Below are 18,533 nucleotides of genomic sequence, written 5' to 3' on the forward strand. Positions count from 1 at the left end.
AGAGAAACGCAGAATCAGGACAAAAAAAATGGTGCCACATGGGCACCATTTTTCAACCAGTACTCTTACTTACGGTAAGAGTGAGCCTGGTTGTCCAGACGCTGGTTAGCGCGAGCTGCGTCATCTTTAGCAGCCTGAACGTCAGAACGGATTGCGTTCACGTCGTTGCTCAGCTGATCAACTTTAGCGTTCAGAGTCTGAACGTCTGAAGACAGTTGGTCGATTTTAGCGTTGCTTGAGCAACCAGCCAGCATAGTTGAAGCCAGGATTACAGCGCCCAGTACCAGTTTAGTGCGATTCATTCTTTATACCCTCTAGATTGAGTTAATCTCCATGTAGCGTTACAAGTATTACACAAAGCTTTTTGAGTTGAGAATAAATTTTTGATGAGAACATGCTTAATTTTGATCGTTCGCTCAAAGAAACAGCATTTCACAGAAGAAGATGAAAATAATTAGCTAAAACAGAGAGATTTAATCGGACTAACCTTAATCATACGAGATTTTGAATAGTTAATTTCGATTGGAAATTTCTGGTTTTTGTATTACATCAGCAATAAAAAAAGCGCCTGGAAAAGGCGCTTTTTAATAAAAATTCAGTTGCTAATCAGATTACATGTACAGAAGCGGTGTTTGTCGTTCCGCTTGGTACTAATGCGCCTGAAACCATTACCACAACATCGCCTTTCTGCGCATATCCGCTTTCCAGCGCCATTTCTTTACCAATGCGATAGAAATCATCAGTTGAGGCAATTTCTGTCACCAGATGGGTTTCGATACCTTTGCTCAGAATCAGCTGACGCGCGGTGGTTTCGTTGGTGGTTAACGCCAGAATGGTGGCATCCGGGAAATACTTACGGATCGCTTTGGCAGATTTACCGCCTTCGGTAGCTACAACAATCAGTGGTGCTTCCAGCTTCTCTGCAGTCTCAACGGCACCGCGGCACACTGCTTCGGTGATGCGCAGCTTGCGTGAGTCTTGCAGTGAATCGATGCGGGATTTCATCACGCGATCGGTGCGCTCACAGATGGTCGCCATGATGGTGACCGACTCCAGCGGATAGCGGCCTTTCGCGCTCTCACCAGACAGCATCACCGCATCGGTACCATCGAGGATGGCGTTAGCCACGTCGCCGGCTTCTGCGCGGGTAGGGCGCGGATTTTTGATCATTGAATCCAGCATCTGCGTCGCGGTGATCACCACTTTGCGGGCTTTATTACATTTTTTGATCATCATCTTCTGCGCGAAGATCACTTCTTCAACCGGGATCTCAACGCCGAGGTCGCCACGCGCAACCATGATGCCGTCTGACGCTTCAAGGATCTCGTCGAAGTTGTTCAGGCCTTCCTGGTTCTCGATTTTCGAGATGATCTGAATGTGTTCGCCGCCGTGCGCTTTCAGGTGCTCACGGATTTCCAGCACGTCAGAACGCTTACGGATAAATGAAGCGGCGACGAAATCAACGTTCTGCTCGCAACCAAAGATCAGGTCGCGCTTATCTTTTTCCGCCAGTGCAGGCAGCTGAATGGAGACACCTGGCAGGTTAACGCCTTTGTTCTCACCCAGATCGCCGTTGTTCAGGACATTACAGATCACTGAGTTCTCAGTGACTTCAGTCACCTGCATACCGATCAAGCCATCGTCGACCAGCACGGTGTTACCAATTTTCAGGTCTTCAGTGAAACCGGCGTAGGTCACGGCAACACGTTCGCTGTTACCAATTACCGACTGATCGGTAGTGAAAGTGAAGGTCTGGCCCGCTTTCAACGATACATCGTTGCCGCCTTCCAGTTTCATGGTACGAATTTCCGGACCTTTGGTGTCCAGCAGAATAGCGGCCTGACGACCGGTTTTTTCCATAACTGCACGCATGTTGGTGATGCGTTGGCCGTGTTCAGCGTAATCCCCGTGCGAGAAGTTCAGGCGCATCACGTTCATGCCCGCTTCCAGCAGTTGGGTCAGCATCTCTTCAGATTCGGTTTTTGGACCGATAGTACAAACGATTTTGGTCTTTTTCATGTCAGGTTTTCTATAAGTTGTGATGGATGATAAAGGTCGGGATTCGATGCGCATGGCACCGAAGTGAGAATATTTATGGTGTTGGAACGGATTTCACAGAAATAAGAATAGGAGACGAAAGCAAAGCGTGCAGAGAAGTTATGCAGTACGCGAGGGAACTGAGTGATCAGTGTTGCGCAAATCATTGGAGTTGTTTGCATAGGCACGTTAGCGCTGAAACCTTTCAGGTGGAACAACGCGGCATAGTATAGTCGCTAAGTATGCGAAAACCAATATAAAAGCGGCGTGATAAAGACGATGCAGATCAAGAAAAAGGTGTTGCGCAAGGAGATAAAACCAGAGTGGTGCGCTCTAATGGACTCGAACCATCGACCCCCACCATGTCAAGGTGGTGCTCTAACCAACTGAGCTAAGAGCGCATGCAGAATATTCAATAATTGGTGCGTCCGAGTGGACTCGAACCACCGACCCCCACCATGTCAAGGTGGTGCTCTAACCAACTGAGCTACGGACGCACATGGTGCGCTCTAATGGACTCGAACCATCGACCCCCACCATGTCAAGGTGGTGCTCTAACCAACTGAGCTAAGAGCGCAACACGCTGTCAGGGCGACAGCGGGGACGAATATTAACGGCAGGCCGTGATGCTGGCAAGGGGAAAAAGTGTTTTTCCCCTACGACTGACCAGCAACTGTGCTATGCGTCGTTTTTTTCGCCGTTACCAGCCACTTAGCGCGCGGCGCGCGCTAAAATCACCTGCGCAGGCAGGCGCTGCAAACGACGGATGCGCCAAATCATCATCACTGCTGCGGAGGTCAGGCCGATAATAAAGCCACACCAGAAACCGGCGGGACCGAGTTTCGGCAATACCCAATCCGTCATCGCCAGTACATAACCCACCGGCAAACCCAGCACCCAATAGGCGATAAAGGTAATGAAGAAGATCGAGCGCGTGTCTTTATAACCTCGCAAAATGCCGCTGCCAATCACCTGAATCGAATCTGAGAACTGATAGATCGCCGCAAGCAGCATCAGTTGCGCCGCAAGAGTAATGACTTCAGGATTTGCGGTATACAGCGCGGCGATATCATGACGGAAGATCACGGTAAACAGCGCGGTGATGGCCGCCATACTGATGCCTACTCCCTGGCCAGTCCACGCGGCAACGCGCGCCTGTTCGGCTGAACCTTGTCCGAGTCGATAGCCAACGCGAATGGTGGTGGCCACGCCGAGCGACAACGGCAACACGAACATCAACGAGCTGAAGTTGAGCGCAATCTGGTGCCCGGCCACTTTGACGATGCCGAGTGGTGATACTAAAAGCGCCACCACGGCAAACAGGGTCACCTCAAAGAACAGCGCCAATGCCACCGGCAAACCCAGCGTGAACAGGCGTGACAAAATTGCGCGTGACGGTGCGGACCAACGCGTTTTCATGCGGATATCGCGCATGCTTGCCATGCGTTTGACCCAGAAGCGCATCACCAGGAACATCACCCAATAGACCGACGCCGTTGCCACGCCGCAGCCGACGCCGCCTAAAGCAGGCATGCCAAAATGTCCGTAAATAAAGACATAGTTGAGCGGAATGTTCACCATCAGGCCGAGAAAACCAAGCAGCATCGCCGGTTTGGTTTTCGACAAACCTTCACATTGATTGCGCATCACCTGGAACAACAGATAACCCGGTGCGCCCCACAGCAACGCATGCAGGTATCCTTCGGCTTTGGCGGCCAATTCAGGATCGATGTCATGCATGGTGTTAATCAGATAACCGGCATTCCACAGCACCACCATAATCAGTAGCGCAACGGCAATTGCCATCCAGTATCCCTGGCGCACTTGTTCCGCGATACGTTCGCGTCGTCCTGAACCGTTGAGTTGCGCAACGGTAGGCGTCAAAGCCAGTAGAAGACCATGACCAAACAGAATGGCGGGAAGCCAGATAGAGGTGCCGACAGCAACGGCGGCCATATCCGTGGCGCTTACCGCACCGGCCATAACAGTATCTACAAATCCCATCGCCGTCTGGGCCACCTGAGCAAGGATGACCGGGATCGCGAGGGCCAGCAATTGACGCGCTTCTGTAAAATACTTCTGCACGTTACACCTGCTTAATTAAAGAAGAGAGCGGGGCGAAATCCCCAAAGAATGCGCGGCATAGTGTAGCGGCAGCGCTGGCTTCCGCCAAACGTTGATCGCATTTTGTTTAGCAATTTGTGTAAAGTTTGAACTCCGCCAAATTAAGCTGCCGCCGACAAGCTGTGATAAACTGACGCAAACTTTGCAGAGGCTGAGATTATGTTTACTGGAATTGTGCAAGGCACGGCAGAAATTGTCGGCATTGAAGAGAAAGATCTGTTTCGTACCCATATTGTGCGCTTACCGGAGGATCTGTTACCGGGCCTGGCGTTGGGCGCATCGGTGGCACACAACGGCTGCTGCCTGACCGTGACCGAGATTAACGGCGATTTGGTCAGCTTCGATCTGATTAAAGAAACACTGCGCATTACCAACCTGGGTGAATTAAAGGTGGGTGATGTGGTGAATATTGAGCGTGCAGCGAAGTTCAGTGATGAAATTGGCGGCCATTTAATGTCTGGCCATATTATGACCACGGCGGAAATCTGCAAAATCATCCAGTCAGAAAACAACCGCGAAATCTGGTTTAAATTACAGGACGCCACGCAGATCAAATATATTCTGCACAAAGGTTTCGTGGGTATCGATGGAATTAGTTTGACCGTTGGCGACGTGACGAAAAGCAAATTCTGTGTGCATTTGATTCCGGAAACGCTGGAGCGCACCACTTTAGGCGCGAAGAAGTTTGGTCATAAGGTCAATATTGAGATTGATCCGCATACGCAGGCCATTGTGGAAACGGTTGAGCGCGTATTAGCGCAGCGTGAAGCCGCTGCACTGGCGCAGATTGCTAGCGCAGAATAATACCGTAAAAAAAGGCGCCATGCGGCGCCTTGATTCATTTCAAAGCTTATTAACGCGCAACGCGTAAACCGCCATCCTTGCCACGACTGAATACTACCTGCCACAGCTGAATATCACGGGCACGAAACGCACCGGCGCAGGCGTTGAGATAATAGTCGAACATACGTTTAAAACGTTCGCCATATTTCTCAGCCAGCTGCGGCCACGCCGCCTGAAAACGTTCGTACCATGCCATTAACGTCGTATCGTAATCTGCGCCAAAGTTATGCCAGTCTTCCATGACGAAATGCGGCTCACTGGCATCAGCGATTTGACGCACTGACGGCAAACAGCCGTTCGGGAAAATATATTTATCAATCCACGGATCGACATTCATATCTGTGGTGAGGGCGCCAATGGTGTGCAGCAAAAATATGCCGTCTGGTTTGAGGTTGCGGTCAGCAACATCAAAATAAGTGGCATAGTTTTTCGGCCCGACATGTTCAAACATACCGACAGAAACGATGCGATCATATTGATTATTCAGGTCGCGATAGTCCTGCAGTAATATAGTGACATCCAGTCCTTCACAGCGTTGTTGTGCCAGTTTTTGTTGCTCTGCTGAAATAGTCACGCCATGCACCGTGACGCCATAATGGCGCGCAGCGTATTCTGCCAGTCCGCCCCAGCCACAACCGATATCCAACAGCATCATACCCGGTTCAAGTTCCAACTTGCGGCATATCATATCCAGTTTGGCTTGCTGCGCGTTTTCCAGGGTATCAGCGTCTTTCCAGTAGCCGCAGGAATATTGCATATAAGGATCAAGCATCAGTGAGAATAGATCATTACCAAGGTCATAATGCTCTTTACCCACAATCCAGGCGCGTTTTTTTGATTGCAAATTAGTGAGACGCGCGGCGGCGATGCGCAACGTATCTTTAAAATGCCGGGGTAATTGTTTATCCAGATGGTGTTTTAAAACGCGATGGAAGAACATATCGAGCTGTTCGCACTCCCACCAACCATCCATGTAACTTTCACCTAATCCGAGCGATCCTTCCTCAAGAACGCGTTTAAAAAAATCTGGATGCTTTACCTGAATATCCCAGGGACGAGTGCCATTAACTGCAATATCAGCCCGCTCTAGCAGTTCATTGACGATCCGATACCAATGGTTTTCTTCAAGGCTCACTTCTTCTATAACAGATGAACTCATAGCTTCTCCATCACCTTCCGATCTGAACCTGAGAAAAAGAATAGCCAATTTCCCAAGACCTGTGAGAGAACTCACGGAAAATCCGTGCGCCAGAAATCCGACGTTGTACGACGTAGTACAGAGGTATGAATTTGAGCAGAAAAGTGGGTCGCCGCACCGGATAATGTGCAGACGCCATCCCGCGACAGTGTCGCTAAAGGTATTACATTTATATTATTGATTTAATACAGAATTACTGACCCACAGAGTATATGCTCACGTGGGTCAATATTCAACGGGTTATCGTTAGTTTGCTAACGAAAAGCGTTGACTTAGAGATTATCTTCGCAGGGACGGGAAGTGTGGGCAATATCACTTTGTGCGTTTAGCGATCGCTGGCAGACAAAGCCCGCCCACGCCAGTACCACGGTGGCGACCATCACTAACGTGGTGTTGAACAGCGCCTGCTCAAGACCGGCGGAGACCAGCAGGCTGGCAACAAAGCATAATCCTAACTGGAATAAGTTCTGTAATCCTGCGGCTTTACCAGTGGCGTGCGGGAAGGGCGCTAATGCGCTGGCAACCACAATCGGATAGATCGCACCATTGGCCAGCGCCATGCCGCAGAAGGGCATCAACAATACAAACAGCGGCGCGGAAGGCATCAGGGCGATGACAAACAGACTCAGGATGCTCAGGCTATACAACACCAGCAACCACGGCAGGAGTTGCGCGCCCTGATAACGATTTAACAGCGTGCGGCAGCCAAAGCCACCAATCAGAAACGCAATGGTCTGCGGAATATAGCTCAGGCCAATATCGCCCGGCGTCAGGCCAGCAGCGGCGAGAATGAAAGGTGATCCCGTCAGCCAGGCAAAAAAGCTCGCTGAACACGCCGAGTAGATCAAGACGTTACCGCTGTAAACGCGAGTACCCAGCAAGGTCAACCAGCCGGGTTGTTTGCCTGACGCAACTTTCTCGCGCTTAGGCGAGGTTAACTGCAGCGTACCGATCAGCAACACCACGGCAACCAGCGTTAGCGTGATAAAGATGCTGCGCCAGTGGAAGTGGCCGATAAGCCAGGCGCCGAGCAGCGGTGCCAGCGCCGGAGACAGCGCAACCAGCGGCATAATCGTGGCAAACACTTTATTGGCTTTGGCTTTTGGATAGTGATCCACCACCAGCGCCTGCCAGCTCACGGCAGCCGCACACACACCAATCGCCTGCACAAAACGCAGCGCCAGCATCAGGCGGACATCGGTCACCCAAAGCATCCCCAGACAACCAAGGGCGAAGATGGCTAACCCCGCCAGCAAAATGGGTTTACGGCCGTAACGATCTGACAGCGGCCCCCAAAATACCTGGGCACAGGCGAAACCGCCGAGAAACAGACTCAGGCTGGCGCTGATGGTGCCGGGTGCGCTCGCGAAATCACGCTGCATATCGCCAAAGGCGGGTAAATACATATCCGTGGCAAGAAAGCCGAGCATGCTGAGCACGGCGAGATAAGGCATAAATGCTTTAGACGACAACATGGTGATTCTCTTTTGGGCAGGTTGAACGCCGGGGAGTGTAAAAGGATGCAACGCGCTTTGTGAAACGCTAATATTTGCATAGTGCTGTTAAATTTTTTGAAGGCAAAATTATGTGGTCAGAATATGCGCTTGAAGTGGTGGATGCGGTGGCGCGCACTGGCAGTTTTAGTGCGGCAGCGCAGGAGCTGCATCGTGTGCCTTCTGCCGTCAGCTATACCGTGCGCCAGCTGGAAAGCTGGCTGGCGGTGCCGCTGTTTGAGCGTCAGCACCGCGAAGTGGTGATGACACCGGCGGGCGAGCATTTTGTACGTGAAGGACGATCTGTTATCAAAAAAATGCTGGCAACCCGTCGACAGTGTCAGCAACTGGCAAATGGCTGGCGCGGGGAGCTAAGCATCGCGGTTGATTGCATCGTTAAACCGCAGCGCACGCGGCAGTTAGTGAAGGATTTCTATCGCCACTTTCCCGATATGGAGCTGATTATCAGCTACGAAGTGTTTAACGGCGTGTGGGATGCATTGGCAGATGGCCGGGTTGATGTGGCGATTGGCGCAACCCAGGCGATTCCGGTGGGCGGACGTTTTGCCTTTCAGGATATGGGCGCGTTGAACTGGCGTTGTGTTGTAAGTCCGGATCATCCGTTGGTTAACAGCACGGAGCTGGATGATGAAACATTGCGAGTATGGCCATCGCTGGTGCTGGAGGATACCTCGCGTGCGTTGCCGCGCCGTATGACATGGACGCTGGATAATCAGCGACGTCTGGTGGTGCCAGAGTGGGAAACCGGGATGGATTGTTTGCTGGCAGGATTATGCGTCGGCATGGCGCCAGGCCATCTGGCGCGTCCTCTGCTGGACAGCCATAAACTGGTGGAACTGGCACTGCCGCAGGCCTTTCCGGACAGTCCGTGCTGCGTCAGCTGGTCAGAACAGCGCGCGTCACCGGCGCTGGAGTGGTTACTGGCTTATCTCGGGGATGCCGAAACGCTGAACCACGAATGGCTCAGCGAATTGTCGGCTTAGCGGCGATAGTCGCGGAACGGACCGTACGCCACCGAACGGCGCTCAATCAGCGTTGGCTGAACCTCAATGGTTTGCGGATCTTCACGCTTGCTGGTGATGCGATCCAGTAGCATTTCCAGCGCTTTTTCACCCAGTTCGGCTTTTGGCTGATGCACGGTGGTCAGCGCTGGCGTGAAATAGCGCGCGTTGCGCACATTATCGTAGCCGATGACTGAGATATCCTGCGGTACGCGCAAACCCATCTCATCAGCAGCGCAAATCGCGCCCATCGCCATAATATCGCCACCGCAGAACACCGCTGTTGGGCGCTGTTTCTGATTTAAAATCTGCTGCATCGCCTGATAGCCCGATTCAGGCTCAAAGTCGCCCTGAACTACCCATTCCGGACGCACCGTAATGCCCGCTTCGTTCATTGCCTGCAGGAAGCCAGCGTGACGGCCGCCGCCGGTGTTGCGCTCCATCTGGCCGGGAATGGCACCGATATCTCGATGACCGCGTTCAATCAGATAACGCCCGGCGAGATAGCCGCCCTGAAACGCATTGTCTTGCACGGTATCGGTGAAATCACCGCGCGATGCACCCCAATCCATCACCACCATGGGAATGTTGCGGTTCTCTTCCAGCATCTGCAGCAAATCGTCTGGATACTCAGAACACATCACCAGCAAGCCATCGACGCGCTTTTGCGCCATCATCGACAGGTAAGCACGCTGCTTTTGCAGATCGTTGTGCGCATTGCCGAGAATCAGCGTGTACCCGCGTTCGAAACAACGGTTCTCCACCGCTTCGATAATTTCAGCGAAATAGGGCGCTTCGCTGGAGGTCGCCAGCAAACCTAAGGTTTTGGTGTGATTAACTTTGAGACTACGCGCCACGGCACTGGGCGAGTAGTGTAATTCTTTGATCGCTTCCCATACGGCGTTACGCGTCTCTTCCGCAACGAAACGCGTTTTGTTGATGACATGCGAAACCGTGGTGGTTGAGACACCCGCGCGTTTTGCGACATCTTTAATTGTTGCCATGAAAATGGTACTCCTGGGCTTATCGCAACTTACTGATAAGTATATTGTTAAACGTTTGCGTCTGCTAATGCTTTTATAGCCCAAAAAAGCGGGCAAAACGGTGTGTTTTAGCAGGCGAAATCACTTCATCACGCTGTAAATACAGCACGCGCAAAATCTGTTGCGCAACGAAAGGCGGCGATTCTAACAAGCTGGCGCGGATAACACGAGATTTTTGCCCATTGCTGTGCGAAAATCGCCTTAACCCTAATAATTGTGTGACTAAGGAGTTGTGATGAATACCGACCTGAAGCTGGCGCTAATGACCACCGTTGGCGCACTGTTGATGATTATCGCCTTCAGCTTTACCGCGATCATGCATTAACAAAAAAGCCGGAGCTGAGAACAGCATCCGGCTTTTTATGATTGTTGCGCAACAGTTAGCGAATAGTTTTTGGCGTCATCATGCGACGCGCGCCCACATAGTGTTTCTGCCAGTAATCCTCACCCAGTGCGCTAATCTGAATATCTTTGCCGGTACGCGGCGACTGAATGAATTTCCCGTTGCCGAGATACACGCCAACATGATCGGCGGTGCCGCGATTATTAATGCGGAAGAACACCAGATCACCTTTCTCCAGCATTTCACGCTTAATCGGTGCCGCATCGCGCAGGTGATACATCTCATTGGCGGTGCGCGGGAATTTGAATTTCACCAAATCTTTATAGGCGTACCACACTAAGCCGCTGCAATCGAAACCGGTGTGTGGCGAAGTGCCGCCCCACTGATAAGGTTTGCCGAGTTGGCCCATCAATTTGGTCATCGCTGTTTCACGCGCTTTTTGATAACGCTGGCGGTGCGCCTTACTCATTTTGATGCCGGTCAGCGCTAACGCTTCATCATCGACGGCGATCTCTGGTGTTTTCTTCGCTAAACGTTGATGACCGTATTTCTTAGCAGAGAGTTTCAGCGGGGATTTTTTGCTGGTGGTCTTGTGCAGCGCGGTTTCTGTTTTGGTCTGTTTTTTGAGTTTGAATTTTTGAACAGCAGTCAGGCGCGATTTTTTGGTGGTGGTTTTCACCGGGCGTCGTTTGCGGCGCTCGTCTTCACGTGCGCTCTTTTTCTCTGCTTTAAGCGAACTGGCATTAACGGGCGCATGCGGAGATGCAGCAGCCACATTAAAAAACAGTTGGGCGAAAGCCAGTATGAAAAGCGTAATTAGTAGACGCATAATCCGGTTACAGGTTAAGCAGGCTGAATGAAAGCAGACTGCGTTAAAGTGAGAGAAATCTGATCAAGCGATCAGCGCCGAGGCAATTCTAATCCACTTTTTTTCCAAAAGGTAAGGCCTTTTTCCATTAATATGTTACCAGATTGATTCTGTAGCAAAAATGAGCGATTTCAGCTGGTTAACGCAGCGAAACTATTGCTAATTATTAATTTATTAATGCCAATTAATGATATGAAAATGTTATTTGTCATGCGTTAACTTAACAAACATGGCGATTAGCCAGTGCAAACGCAAAATCCCGTTTTCAGTCCGGGAGCGAAATCGCTACAATAAACAAACACGAAGTAGAAGATTAAGGAAGGCAATAATGAGTACTGTTGAAAAAATTCAGCGTCAGATCGCAGAAAACCCGATTCTGCTGTACATGAAAGGTTCTCCAAAGCTGCCAAGCTGCGGTTTCTCGGCGCAAGCCGTGCAGGCGCTTTCTGCGTGTGGCGAGCGTTTCGCATACGTGGACATTCTGCAGAACCCGGACATTCGTGCTGAAATGCCAAAATACGCTAACTGGCCAACCTTCCCGCAGCTGTGGGTAGATGGTGAACTGGTCGGCGGCTGCGACATCATCGTTGAGATGTTCCAGCGCGGTGAACTTCAGCCACTGCTGAAAGAGACCGCTGAGAAGTATAAAGAAGCGGAATAATGCAGAAGGCCGACAAATGTCGGCCTTTTCTTTGCTTACTCGGCAGACGCGTCGTCTGCGGATTCTTCACTGAAAGCCAGCGGCCAGCCGCCCAGACGTTTCCAGCGGTTCACCAACTCACAAAACAGCGTCGCGGTTTGCTCGGTGTCATACAGCGCCGAATGCGCTTGCGTACTATCAAACTCCATTCCCGCCGCTTTACAGGCTTTCGCCAACACGGTTTGCCCCAGCACCAAACCACTTAACGCTGCGGTATCAAACGTAGCAAAAGGGTGGAACGGATTGCGCTTCAGGCTGGCGCGCTCTGCGGCCGCCATCACGAAGTTGAGATCGAAAGTGGCATTGTGCGCCACGATAATCGCGCGATTGCAGCCGCTATCTTTGGTGCCTTTGCGCACCATTTTAAAAATCGCATGCAGCGCTTCATATTCGCTTACCGCACCGCGCAGCGGATTGGTGGGATCGATGCCGGTAAACGCCAGCGCCGCAGGATTCAGAATGGCGCCTTCAAACGGTTCCACATGGAAATGCAGCGTTTCATCGCGGTGCAACCAGCCGTCTTCATCCATTTTCAGCGTTGTGGCTGCAATTTCCAGCAGTGCATCGGTTTGTGCATTGAAACCTGCGGTTTCAACGTCGATCACAACAGGATAAAAACCGCGGAAGCGTTGGTGGAGAGCGTTTAAAGCGTTCGATTCAGACATCAGGATCTCATGGCAATAAATAGGGCAGCGCGCATTATGGCAAAAATCGCAGGAGGGTGCAGCAGGAGAGGGAAGTCAGCCTGCAATTAGCAGGCTGACCAGCAACCTTAGTTGCCTAAGCCGTGACCGGCATGTTTGTTTTCAATCAGTTCGATCTTGTAGCCGTCTGGATCTTCAACAAACGCAATAATGGTAGAACCGCCTTTTACCGGGCCCGCTTCACGCGTCACGTTGCCGCCCGCGCTGCGAATGCGTTCGCAGGTGTCAGCCACGTTGTCCACGCCCAGCGCGATATGGCCGTAAGCGTTGCCGAGATCGTATTTATCCACGCCCCAGTTGTAAGTCAGCTCAATTACCGCGCCTTCGCTCTCTTCGGTGTAGCCAACGAATGCCAGCGTGTATTTGTACTCGGTGTTTTCGCTCTGACGCAGCACGCGCATGCCGAGCACGCGGGTGTAGAAATCGATAGAACGTTGCAAATCGCCAACGCGTAACATGGTGTGAAGTAAACGCATAACATCCTCTTTTTTAAAACGTCATCAGTGAATGACAAGACAACTAAGTATACACACTGATGAAACAACGCTGCCGCCTATCCGACGCGGCAGCCATTTTCTTACAGGGTTGGATAATCGGTATAGCCTTCCGCGCCGCCGCCGTAGAAGCTCTCAGGACGCTGCGGATTGAGTGGCGCATCTTGCTGCAAACGAGCAACCAGATCCGGGTTAGCGATAAAGTCGCGACCAAACGCCACCGCGTCAATCAGGCCGCGCGCAATCAGATCATCCGCTTTCTCAACGGTGTAGGCACCGGCACCGATAATCACGCCTGGGAACAGCGCACGCACTTTCTCACGGAATGCATCGCTGTATGGCTGTCCGCCTGCCCAGTCTGGCTCAGAAAGGTGCAGATAGGCGATGCCGCGTTTGCCCAGCTCGGCGATGTACCACAACGCTGCTTTCTCTTCTTCCGGGCCATTTTCCAGATTCTGGAAGGCACCGATTGGCGAAACGCGGATACCGATACGATCGGCAGACCAGTTAGCAATCGCCGCATCCACCACTTCCAGCGCGAAACGACCACGTTTCTCAATCGAACCGCCGTACTCATCGCTACGCTGATTTGAGCCGGGTGCGAGGAACTGATGCATCAGGTAACCGTGCGCGGAGTGCAGCTCCAGCAGGTCGAAGTCGGCTTCGCGCGCATTGGCGGCGGCCTGACCAAAATCTTTGACGATTTGCTGAATTTCAGCCACTGACAGCTCGCGCGGCACTGAGGTGTCTTCACGGTAGACCGAACCATCCGTAGCGCGCAGGGAAGTGCGCGTACCTGCCGCCAGCGCGGTAGGTGCGACCGGTGCTTTGCCTTCTGGCTGCACGCTGTTATGAGAAATGCGGCCGGTGTGCCACAGCTGCACGGCGCTGTGACCGTTAGCGGCATGAATGCCTTCGTTAATCATTTTCCACGCGGCAATTTGCTGCTGTGTGTGCAGACCCGGCGCACCGGCATAGCCTTTCGCCTGGAAAGAGATCTGGGTGGCTTCGGTGATGATCAAACCGGCACTGGCGCGCTGCTGATAATATTCTGCCATCAGTGGCGTCGGAATATCGCCCGGCTCAATGCTGCGCAGGCGCGTCAATGGGGCCATAAAAATGCGGTTCGGTACGGTAATCGCGCCCACTTTGAGTGGGGAGAACAGCTGCTTACTCGCCATATTGATTGCTCCAGGAAGACCGGTCGTCTAGTAACGACAATTTTTAAAAATCAGTGACTTATAAGCCACTGTTCGATGGTTTCGAGCGCCAGGCTAATCGGACCCGGCTCTCGGGAAATCTTGCTCTGCAAGCTGGCTCCCAGCCACAACAAATAGCAGCGCTGCGCCAGCTGCTGCGGCGTTTGCCCAAACGGCAGCGGCTGCTCAGCGGCTACCTCAGTCAAACAGCGCGTGTAGGCAGCGATGATGGCATTGGCACCTTGTTGCAGGGCATCGCGCATGGGCTCGGAGAGATCGCACACTTCGGCTGACAATTTCACGCCAAGGCAGCCAACAATATGACCTTGCTCGATAAACAGCCTTTCACCGTAGCGGAAATGCGCTAACAGGCGTTCGCTCGGCGGTAAACCGGGCAGATTTAGCTGCTGATCAATCTGTTGCTGGAAGTGGGCGAAGTAGCGCTCAATCAGCGCCACGCCAAAGGCCTCTTTCGAACCGAAATAGTGGTAGAACGAGCCTTTAGTGACTTCCGCCAGCGCCAGCATCTCGATCAAACCCATGCCGGTAAAGCCGCGCTGTAAACAAACCTGCTCGCCAATAGCGAGCAGATGTTCACGGGTATCGTTGCGTTGCAGAGTCTTGTTCATGGGTCGCAGGTTATTAGACCAGTCAGTCTAGCGCAACCCTCAGGCGGCGGTTTGGCACGATCTGTTCATATCCAACTGCGGTTGATACTGCTGCGTCTGGATGTTGAACATGCCTAAAAGCGTATGGAAAAGATTATCTTGCGACACCTTTGCATCGGCAGCTTGCTGGCGCAAACAGGCTTCATTGATGTGATTCGCCGCCGCGTATCCCGGTGACATCCACATCAGCAGAGGAATGTGTGTTTGCTGTGAGGGCGCAAACATATAAGGCGCACCGTGCAGATATATCCCGCGTTCGCCAAGTGATTCGCCGTGATCGGAGAGATAGACCAGCGCCACATTGAAGCGATCGCTCAGGCCTTTGAGCTTATCGATGGTGCGGCTCAGCATGGCGTCGGTATACAGCAGCGAGTTGTCGTAGGTATTCACCAATGCCTGATGATCGCAATCCTGAATCTGTTTGCTGTCACAGGTGGGCGTAAAACGGCGGAACTCAGCCGGATAACGCTGATAATAGGCTGGACCGTGGCTGCCCATTTGATGCAGTACAATAATGCCGTCGTTATGCAGGCTATCAATATAGTTATCAAGACGATGCAGCAACACATCATCCTGGCAAAACCCATCGTGACAATATTGCGGCAGTTTCCACTGTGTCATGTCGGTGTGCGGCACGCGGTCGCAGGCGCCTTTGCAACCACCATCGTTTTCGCGCCACAGCACGCTCACGCCGGCATGCGCCAGGATATCAAGCACGCCTTCCTGATGATGCGCCAGATTCGCGTCGTAATGCACGCGTGGCATATTGGAGAACATGCAGGGCACCGATATAGCGGTTTCTGTGCCACAGGAAATGGCGTTGGGATAGTAAATGACCTGCTGTTTTTTCAGCTCCGGATTGGTGTCACGCGCGTAGCCACCCAGCGAGAAATTCTCGGCGCGCGCGGTTTCACCCACCACTAACACCACCAGCGTTTTCTTGGTTGCTGCGGAGATTAATGGGCCTTTGTGGGCATCCTCGCCAATTTTTACCAATTCCTGACTACCTTGCAGATAGCGTTGATCGACATAGTGGCCAGTACCGCTAACCACGTTGGCCGGAGTAATCATCTTGATCAGGTTTTTATTGTTGCGAATCAGCGAGGCGTAATCTTTGTAAAACAGCGCCGCCATCAGCAATATGATTAATATTGCGCCTAGTGCGCCCGTCAGGCGTTGCAGCAGATTCCACCACCAGCGCGTGCCGTTATTGATGCGCACGCCGCAAATCAGCGCCACCGGCACCATCCCCATCAACAGCATCCAGAGTAGATAGCGACTGCTGATCAGCGCACCGGCTTCCTGCGGGTCGGATTCAAAGACGTTTTGAATCATATTGGTGTCGATCACCGTGCCAAAACTGTGCATGAAGTAATTGGCGGCGGCGCTAACTAATACCAGCGCAATCAGTAACGGTTTGCGCAGATAAGGCCAGGCGGCTAGCGAGAAGAGAAAATAGAACGCCGAGGCGAGCACCAGCGGAATACTGGCGGCGAACAGATAATCGTGGACGTGATCGTAAGGGATCATTTCCCAGGCGCGCAGCAAGAACAGGGCATTCAGGACTAATGCGAAAAACAGGGCGGCAATAAGGTTAAATCCGTTGGTGCCGCACTGAAAGGTGATCGGAAATCTCATGAAAACTCAACGGTAAGAAGTAATGTGACAATCGTATGAAGACAAGATGAGGAAAACCTTAACGAAGATTAAACGTAAGCAATCCAAATCCTTTAAATGCTGGCTTTTTGGTAAACAGGCGTAACGAAATGCCGCGATGGCTTGATTATGCGCAATGCCCGTATACTCTTTGCACAATGTCATTAAGCTGTTATCAATGTGATTTGAGATGTTAATTGCGGAGTGCATGTGGCCGAGCAACTCGAGTTCTTCCCCGTTCCCAGCCCGTGTCGTGGCATTTGCCAGAGTGACGCACGTGGCTATTGTCGTGGCTGTTTACGCAGCCGGGAAGAGCGCTTTAACTGGATGAAATTCAGCGATGCACAAAAGCGTGATGTGCTGCGCTTGTGCCAGCAACGCTTTTTGCGTCTGCAGCGTCAGCAAAAAGTCGATGAAGATCATGATCCACAACAACCGGAACTGTTTTAAGAAAACGACGATCTGCCTTTCCGTTATACTCCCGCTTTCGTTATCTGGAATCGTGTTTAGGGGAGTTTAACCATGTTACAACCGCAGGCTATTGCACCGCAGGGACCGTCCTTTTCAACGCTGATTGCCGGTTACTGGCGTTTAATGGAGTGGGGCATGACGCCGCAGCATGTGGTGCAGTTTATTGAACACCATTTAGCACTGGGCATCACCACTGTCGATCACGCTGATATCTACGGCGATTACCAGTGTGAAGCCGCCTTTGGTGAAGCACTGCGCCTGGCGCCAGGTTTGCGTGAAAAGCTGCAAATCGTCACTAAATGCGGCATTGCGACGCGCGCCAAACCCGAACACCGCATTGGTCACTACATCACCGAAGCCAGCCACATTCTGCATAGCGCCGAAAATTCGCTGCGCCATTTCAATACCGATTACCTCGATTTGCTGCTGATTCATCGCCCGGATCCGTTGATGGACGCGGATGAAATTGCCGAAGCCTTTACGGCGCTGCATCAGAGCGGCAAAGTGCGCCATTTTGGCGTATCTAACTTCACTGCGTCTCAGTTCACGCTGCTGCAATCGCGTTTGCCATTTAGTCTGGTCACTAATCAACTGGAAATCTCCCCGCTGGAGCAAACGTCGCTGCTGGATGGCTCGCTCGATCAGTGCCAGCAGAACCGTATCCGCCCAATGGCGTGGTCCTGCCTCGGCGGCGGCCGCGTGTTTAACGATCCGCACTATCAGCCGTTGCGCGATGAGCTGGAGCAGGTGAAGCAGGAGATTGGCGCCAGCAATATCGAGCAAGTGGTGTATGCATGGGTGATGAAGCTGCCAAGCCGTCCGCTGCCGATTATTGGATCAGGCAAAATTGAACGTGTGAAAGAAGCGGTTGGCGCCTGCCAGTTAACCCTCGACCGCCAGCAATGGTTCCGCATCCGCAAAGCCGCCATCGGCTACGATGTGCCCTAAAGCGTAAAGCTGCGTCAAATTACGGCAGCCTGGATGAAAGCAGTCCAGGCTTACAGGGAATCTAACCGTAAGGAGACGTTATGAAGAAAACCCTCATTGTTATGCTGGCTCTGGCCTGCGCCGCAGGCGCGCAGGCGGCGTCAGAAGAAGTCACGCTGCACGAAACCACCGCGCAGGGCATCGGAGCGGCAATCGGCAAAGTCACTATCAGCGAAACGCCGTACGGTGTGCAATTTACGCCAGCGTTAAGCGGCCTGAAGCCGGGCATTCATGGTTTCCACGTGCATGCCAAAGGCAGCTGTGAACCGGGCGAATCAGACGGTAAAACGGTGGCGGCCGGTGCGGCGGGCGGACATCTCGATCCGCAAAAAACCGGCAAGCATCTTGGCCCGTACGCCGATGGCCACCTTGGCGACTTGCCTGCGCTGTTTGTAACCGAAGATGGCAAGGCGACTTATCCGGTGGTTGCGCCACGTATCAAATCCCTGAGTGAAATCAAAGGAAAAGCTTTGATGGTGCATGTGGGCGGCGATAATCATGCCGACCATCCGCAACCGCTCGGCGGCGGCGGGGCGCGTTTTGCCTGCGGTGTAATTTAACTTCGTGGGCGGCAGCAGCTTGTCGCCCTGATTTCCTTACTTTGAAAAAAATTGACCCATTTTCTTGCTACTCTCAGCGGTTTTTCCGTCCTATGATATTGATTCAGGAATAAAACCTTCAGG

19 protein-coding genes and 3 tRNA genes are annotated in these 18,533 nt (G+C 52.3%); 7 read left to right on the forward strand and 15 right to left on the reverse strand.

Annotation, left to right across the window (positions count from 1 at the left end; all coding sequences use genetic code 11):
• Positions 1–65: 65 nt before the first annotated feature.
• The 6 genes from VIJ98_RS08630 to VIJ98_RS08655 all read right to left on the reverse strand — a co-directional run bounded on the left by VIJ98_RS08630 (position 66) and on the right by VIJ98_RS08655 (position 4,122).
• Entirely contained in the window at positions 66–302 is a 237-nt protein-coding gene (locus VIJ98_RS08630) for a major outer membrane lipoprotein (RefSeq protein ID WP_007892735.1), read from the reverse strand.
• A gap of 304 nt (positions 303–606) precedes the next feature.
• Positions 607–2,019, reverse strand: a complete 1,413-nt coding sequence (gene pykF, locus VIJ98_RS08635) for a pyruvate kinase PykF (RefSeq protein WP_008102983.1) — start codon at positions 2,017–2,019, stop codon at positions 607–609.
• Between the two features lie 342 nt (positions 2,020–2,361).
• Positions 2,362–2,438 (reverse strand) — tRNA-Val (locus VIJ98_RS08640).
• Between the two features lie 19 nt (positions 2,439–2,457).
• A tRNA-Val gene (locus VIJ98_RS08645) sits at positions 2,458–2,534 on the reverse strand.
• Between the two features lie 3 nt (positions 2,535–2,537).
• Positions 2,538–2,614 (reverse strand) — tRNA-Val (locus VIJ98_RS08650).
• Between the two features lie 134 nt (positions 2,615–2,748).
• On the reverse strand, positions 2,749–4,122 hold the full coding sequence (locus VIJ98_RS08655; protein ID WP_179451122.1) for an MATE family efflux transporter: 1,374 nt from the start codon (positions 4,120–4,122) through the stop codon (positions 2,749–2,751).
• A gap of 198 nt (positions 4,123–4,320) precedes the next feature.
• Here VIJ98_RS08655 and VIJ98_RS08660 point away from each other — a divergent pair, with 198 nt between their 5' ends.
• Complete coding sequence (locus tag VIJ98_RS08660) at positions 4,321–4,965, forward strand: riboflavin synthase (protein WP_008110317.1); 645 nt, start codon at positions 4,321–4,323, stop codon at positions 4,963–4,965.
• A gap of 49 nt (positions 4,966–5,014) precedes the next feature.
• On the opposite strand, the gene cfa is transcribed toward VIJ98_RS08660, so the two are convergent.
• Positions 5,015–6,163: a cyclopropane fatty acyl phospholipid synthase gene (cfa, locus tag VIJ98_RS08665; RefSeq protein WP_323273418.1), complete on the reverse strand. Its 1,149-nt coding sequence runs from the start codon at positions 6,161–6,163 to the stop codon at positions 5,015–5,017.
• Positions 6,164–6,474: 311 nt separating this feature from the next.
• The gene (gene punC / locus VIJ98_RS08670; RefSeq protein ID WP_008110312.1) at positions 6,475–7,677 is read right to left on the reverse strand and encodes a purine nucleoside transporter PunC; all 1,203 of its coding nucleotides are present in this window, start codon (positions 7,675–7,677) and stop codon (positions 6,475–6,477) included.
• Positions 7,678–7,787: 110 nt separating this feature from the next.
• Here punC and punR point away from each other — a divergent pair, with 110 nt between their 5' ends.
• Positions 7,788–8,699, forward strand: a complete 912-nt coding sequence (punR, locus tag VIJ98_RS08675; protein WP_323273420.1) for a DNA-binding transcriptional activator PunR — start codon at positions 7,788–7,790, stop codon at positions 8,697–8,699.
• Here punR and purR read toward each other — a convergent pair.
• On the reverse strand, positions 8,696–9,721 hold the full coding sequence (gene purR / locus VIJ98_RS08680; RefSeq protein ID WP_008110309.1) for an HTH-type transcriptional repressor PurR: 1,026 nt from the start codon (positions 9,719–9,721) through the stop codon (positions 8,696–8,698). The genes punR and purR overlap by 4 nt on opposite strands.
• 274 nt (positions 9,722–9,995) lie before the next feature.
• Here purR and VIJ98_RS08685 point away from each other — a divergent pair, with 274 nt between their 5' ends.
• Positions 9,996–10,085: a YnhF family membrane protein gene (locus tag VIJ98_RS08685; RefSeq protein ID WP_007892756.1), complete on the forward strand. Its 90-nt coding sequence runs from the start codon at positions 9,996–9,998 to the stop codon at positions 10,083–10,085.
• Between the two features lie 55 nt (positions 10,086–10,140).
• On the opposite strand, the gene VIJ98_RS08690 is transcribed toward VIJ98_RS08685, so the two are convergent.
• A complete protein-coding gene (locus tag VIJ98_RS08690) occupies positions 10,141–10,932 on the reverse strand; it encodes a C40 family peptidase (RefSeq protein WP_061716685.1) in 792 nt (263 codons plus the stop codon).
• Between the two features lie 364 nt (positions 10,933–11,296).
• On the opposite strand from VIJ98_RS08690, the gene VIJ98_RS08695 reads away from it, so the two are divergent.
• Positions 11,297–11,632 carry a Grx4 family monothiol glutaredoxin gene (locus VIJ98_RS08695; protein ID WP_175501675.1) on the forward strand — a complete coding sequence of 112 codons (336 nt, stop codon included), beginning with the start codon at positions 11,297–11,299 and terminating at the stop codon, positions 11,630–11,632.
• A gap of 35 nt (positions 11,633–11,667) precedes the next feature.
• Here VIJ98_RS08695 and rnt read toward each other — a convergent pair whose 3' ends face one another.
• The 5 genes from rnt to eptA form a co-directional block, all read right to left on the reverse strand.
• On the reverse strand, positions 11,668–12,336 hold the full coding sequence (rnt, locus tag VIJ98_RS08700) for a ribonuclease T (protein ID WP_154152440.1): 669 nt from the start codon (positions 12,334–12,336) through the stop codon (positions 11,668–11,670).
• A gap of 107 nt (positions 12,337–12,443) precedes the next feature.
• The gene (gloA, locus tag VIJ98_RS08705) at positions 12,444–12,851 is read right to left on the reverse strand and encodes a lactoylglutathione lyase (protein WP_007892766.1); all 408 of its coding nucleotides are present in this window, start codon (positions 12,849–12,851) and stop codon (positions 12,444–12,446) included.
• A gap of 101 nt (positions 12,852–12,952) precedes the next feature.
• Positions 12,953–14,050 (reverse strand): alkene reductase, encoded by a 1,098-nt coding sequence (locus VIJ98_RS08710; protein ID WP_154152437.1) that lies wholly within the window; start codon positions 14,048–14,050, stop codon positions 12,953–12,955.
• 50 nt (positions 14,051–14,100) lie between these two features.
• Entirely contained in the window at positions 14,101–14,697 is a 597-nt protein-coding gene (locus VIJ98_RS08715) for a TetR/AcrR family transcriptional regulator (protein WP_154194150.1), read from the reverse strand.
• Positions 14,698–14,736: 39 nt separating this feature from the next.
• On the reverse strand, positions 14,737–16,374 hold the full coding sequence (gene eptA, locus VIJ98_RS08720; protein WP_323273427.1) for a phosphoethanolamine transferase EptA: 1,638 nt from the start codon (positions 16,372–16,374) through the stop codon (positions 14,737–14,739).
• Between the two features lie 228 nt (positions 16,375–16,602).
• Between eptA and VIJ98_RS08725 the strand changes: the two genes are divergently transcribed.
• The 3 genes from VIJ98_RS08725 (at position 16,603) to sodC (ending at position 18,410) form a co-directional block, all read left to right on the forward strand.
• Positions 16,603–16,842: a DUF1289 domain-containing protein gene (locus VIJ98_RS08725; protein WP_323273429.1), complete on the forward strand. Its 240-nt coding sequence runs from the start codon at positions 16,603–16,605 to the stop codon at positions 16,840–16,842.
• Between the two features lie 72 nt (positions 16,843–16,914).
• Complete coding sequence (locus tag VIJ98_RS08730; RefSeq protein WP_323273431.1) at positions 16,915–17,811, forward strand: aldo/keto reductase family oxidoreductase; 897 nt, start codon at positions 16,915–16,917, stop codon at positions 17,809–17,811.
• Between the two features lie 80 nt (positions 17,812–17,891).
• On the forward strand, positions 17,892–18,410 hold the full coding sequence (sodC, locus tag VIJ98_RS08735) for a superoxide dismutase [Cu-Zn] SodC (protein ID WP_323273433.1): 519 nt from the start codon (positions 17,892–17,894) through the stop codon (positions 18,408–18,410).
• The last annotated feature ends 123 nt before the right edge of the window (positions 18,411–18,533 follow it).

Origin of the sequence: Pantoea sp. S18, from assembly GCF_045689705.1 — a bacterium.
Taxonomy (GTDB): domain Bacteria; phylum Pseudomonadota; class Gammaproteobacteria; order Enterobacterales; family Enterobacteriaceae; genus Pantoea; species Pantoea symbiotica.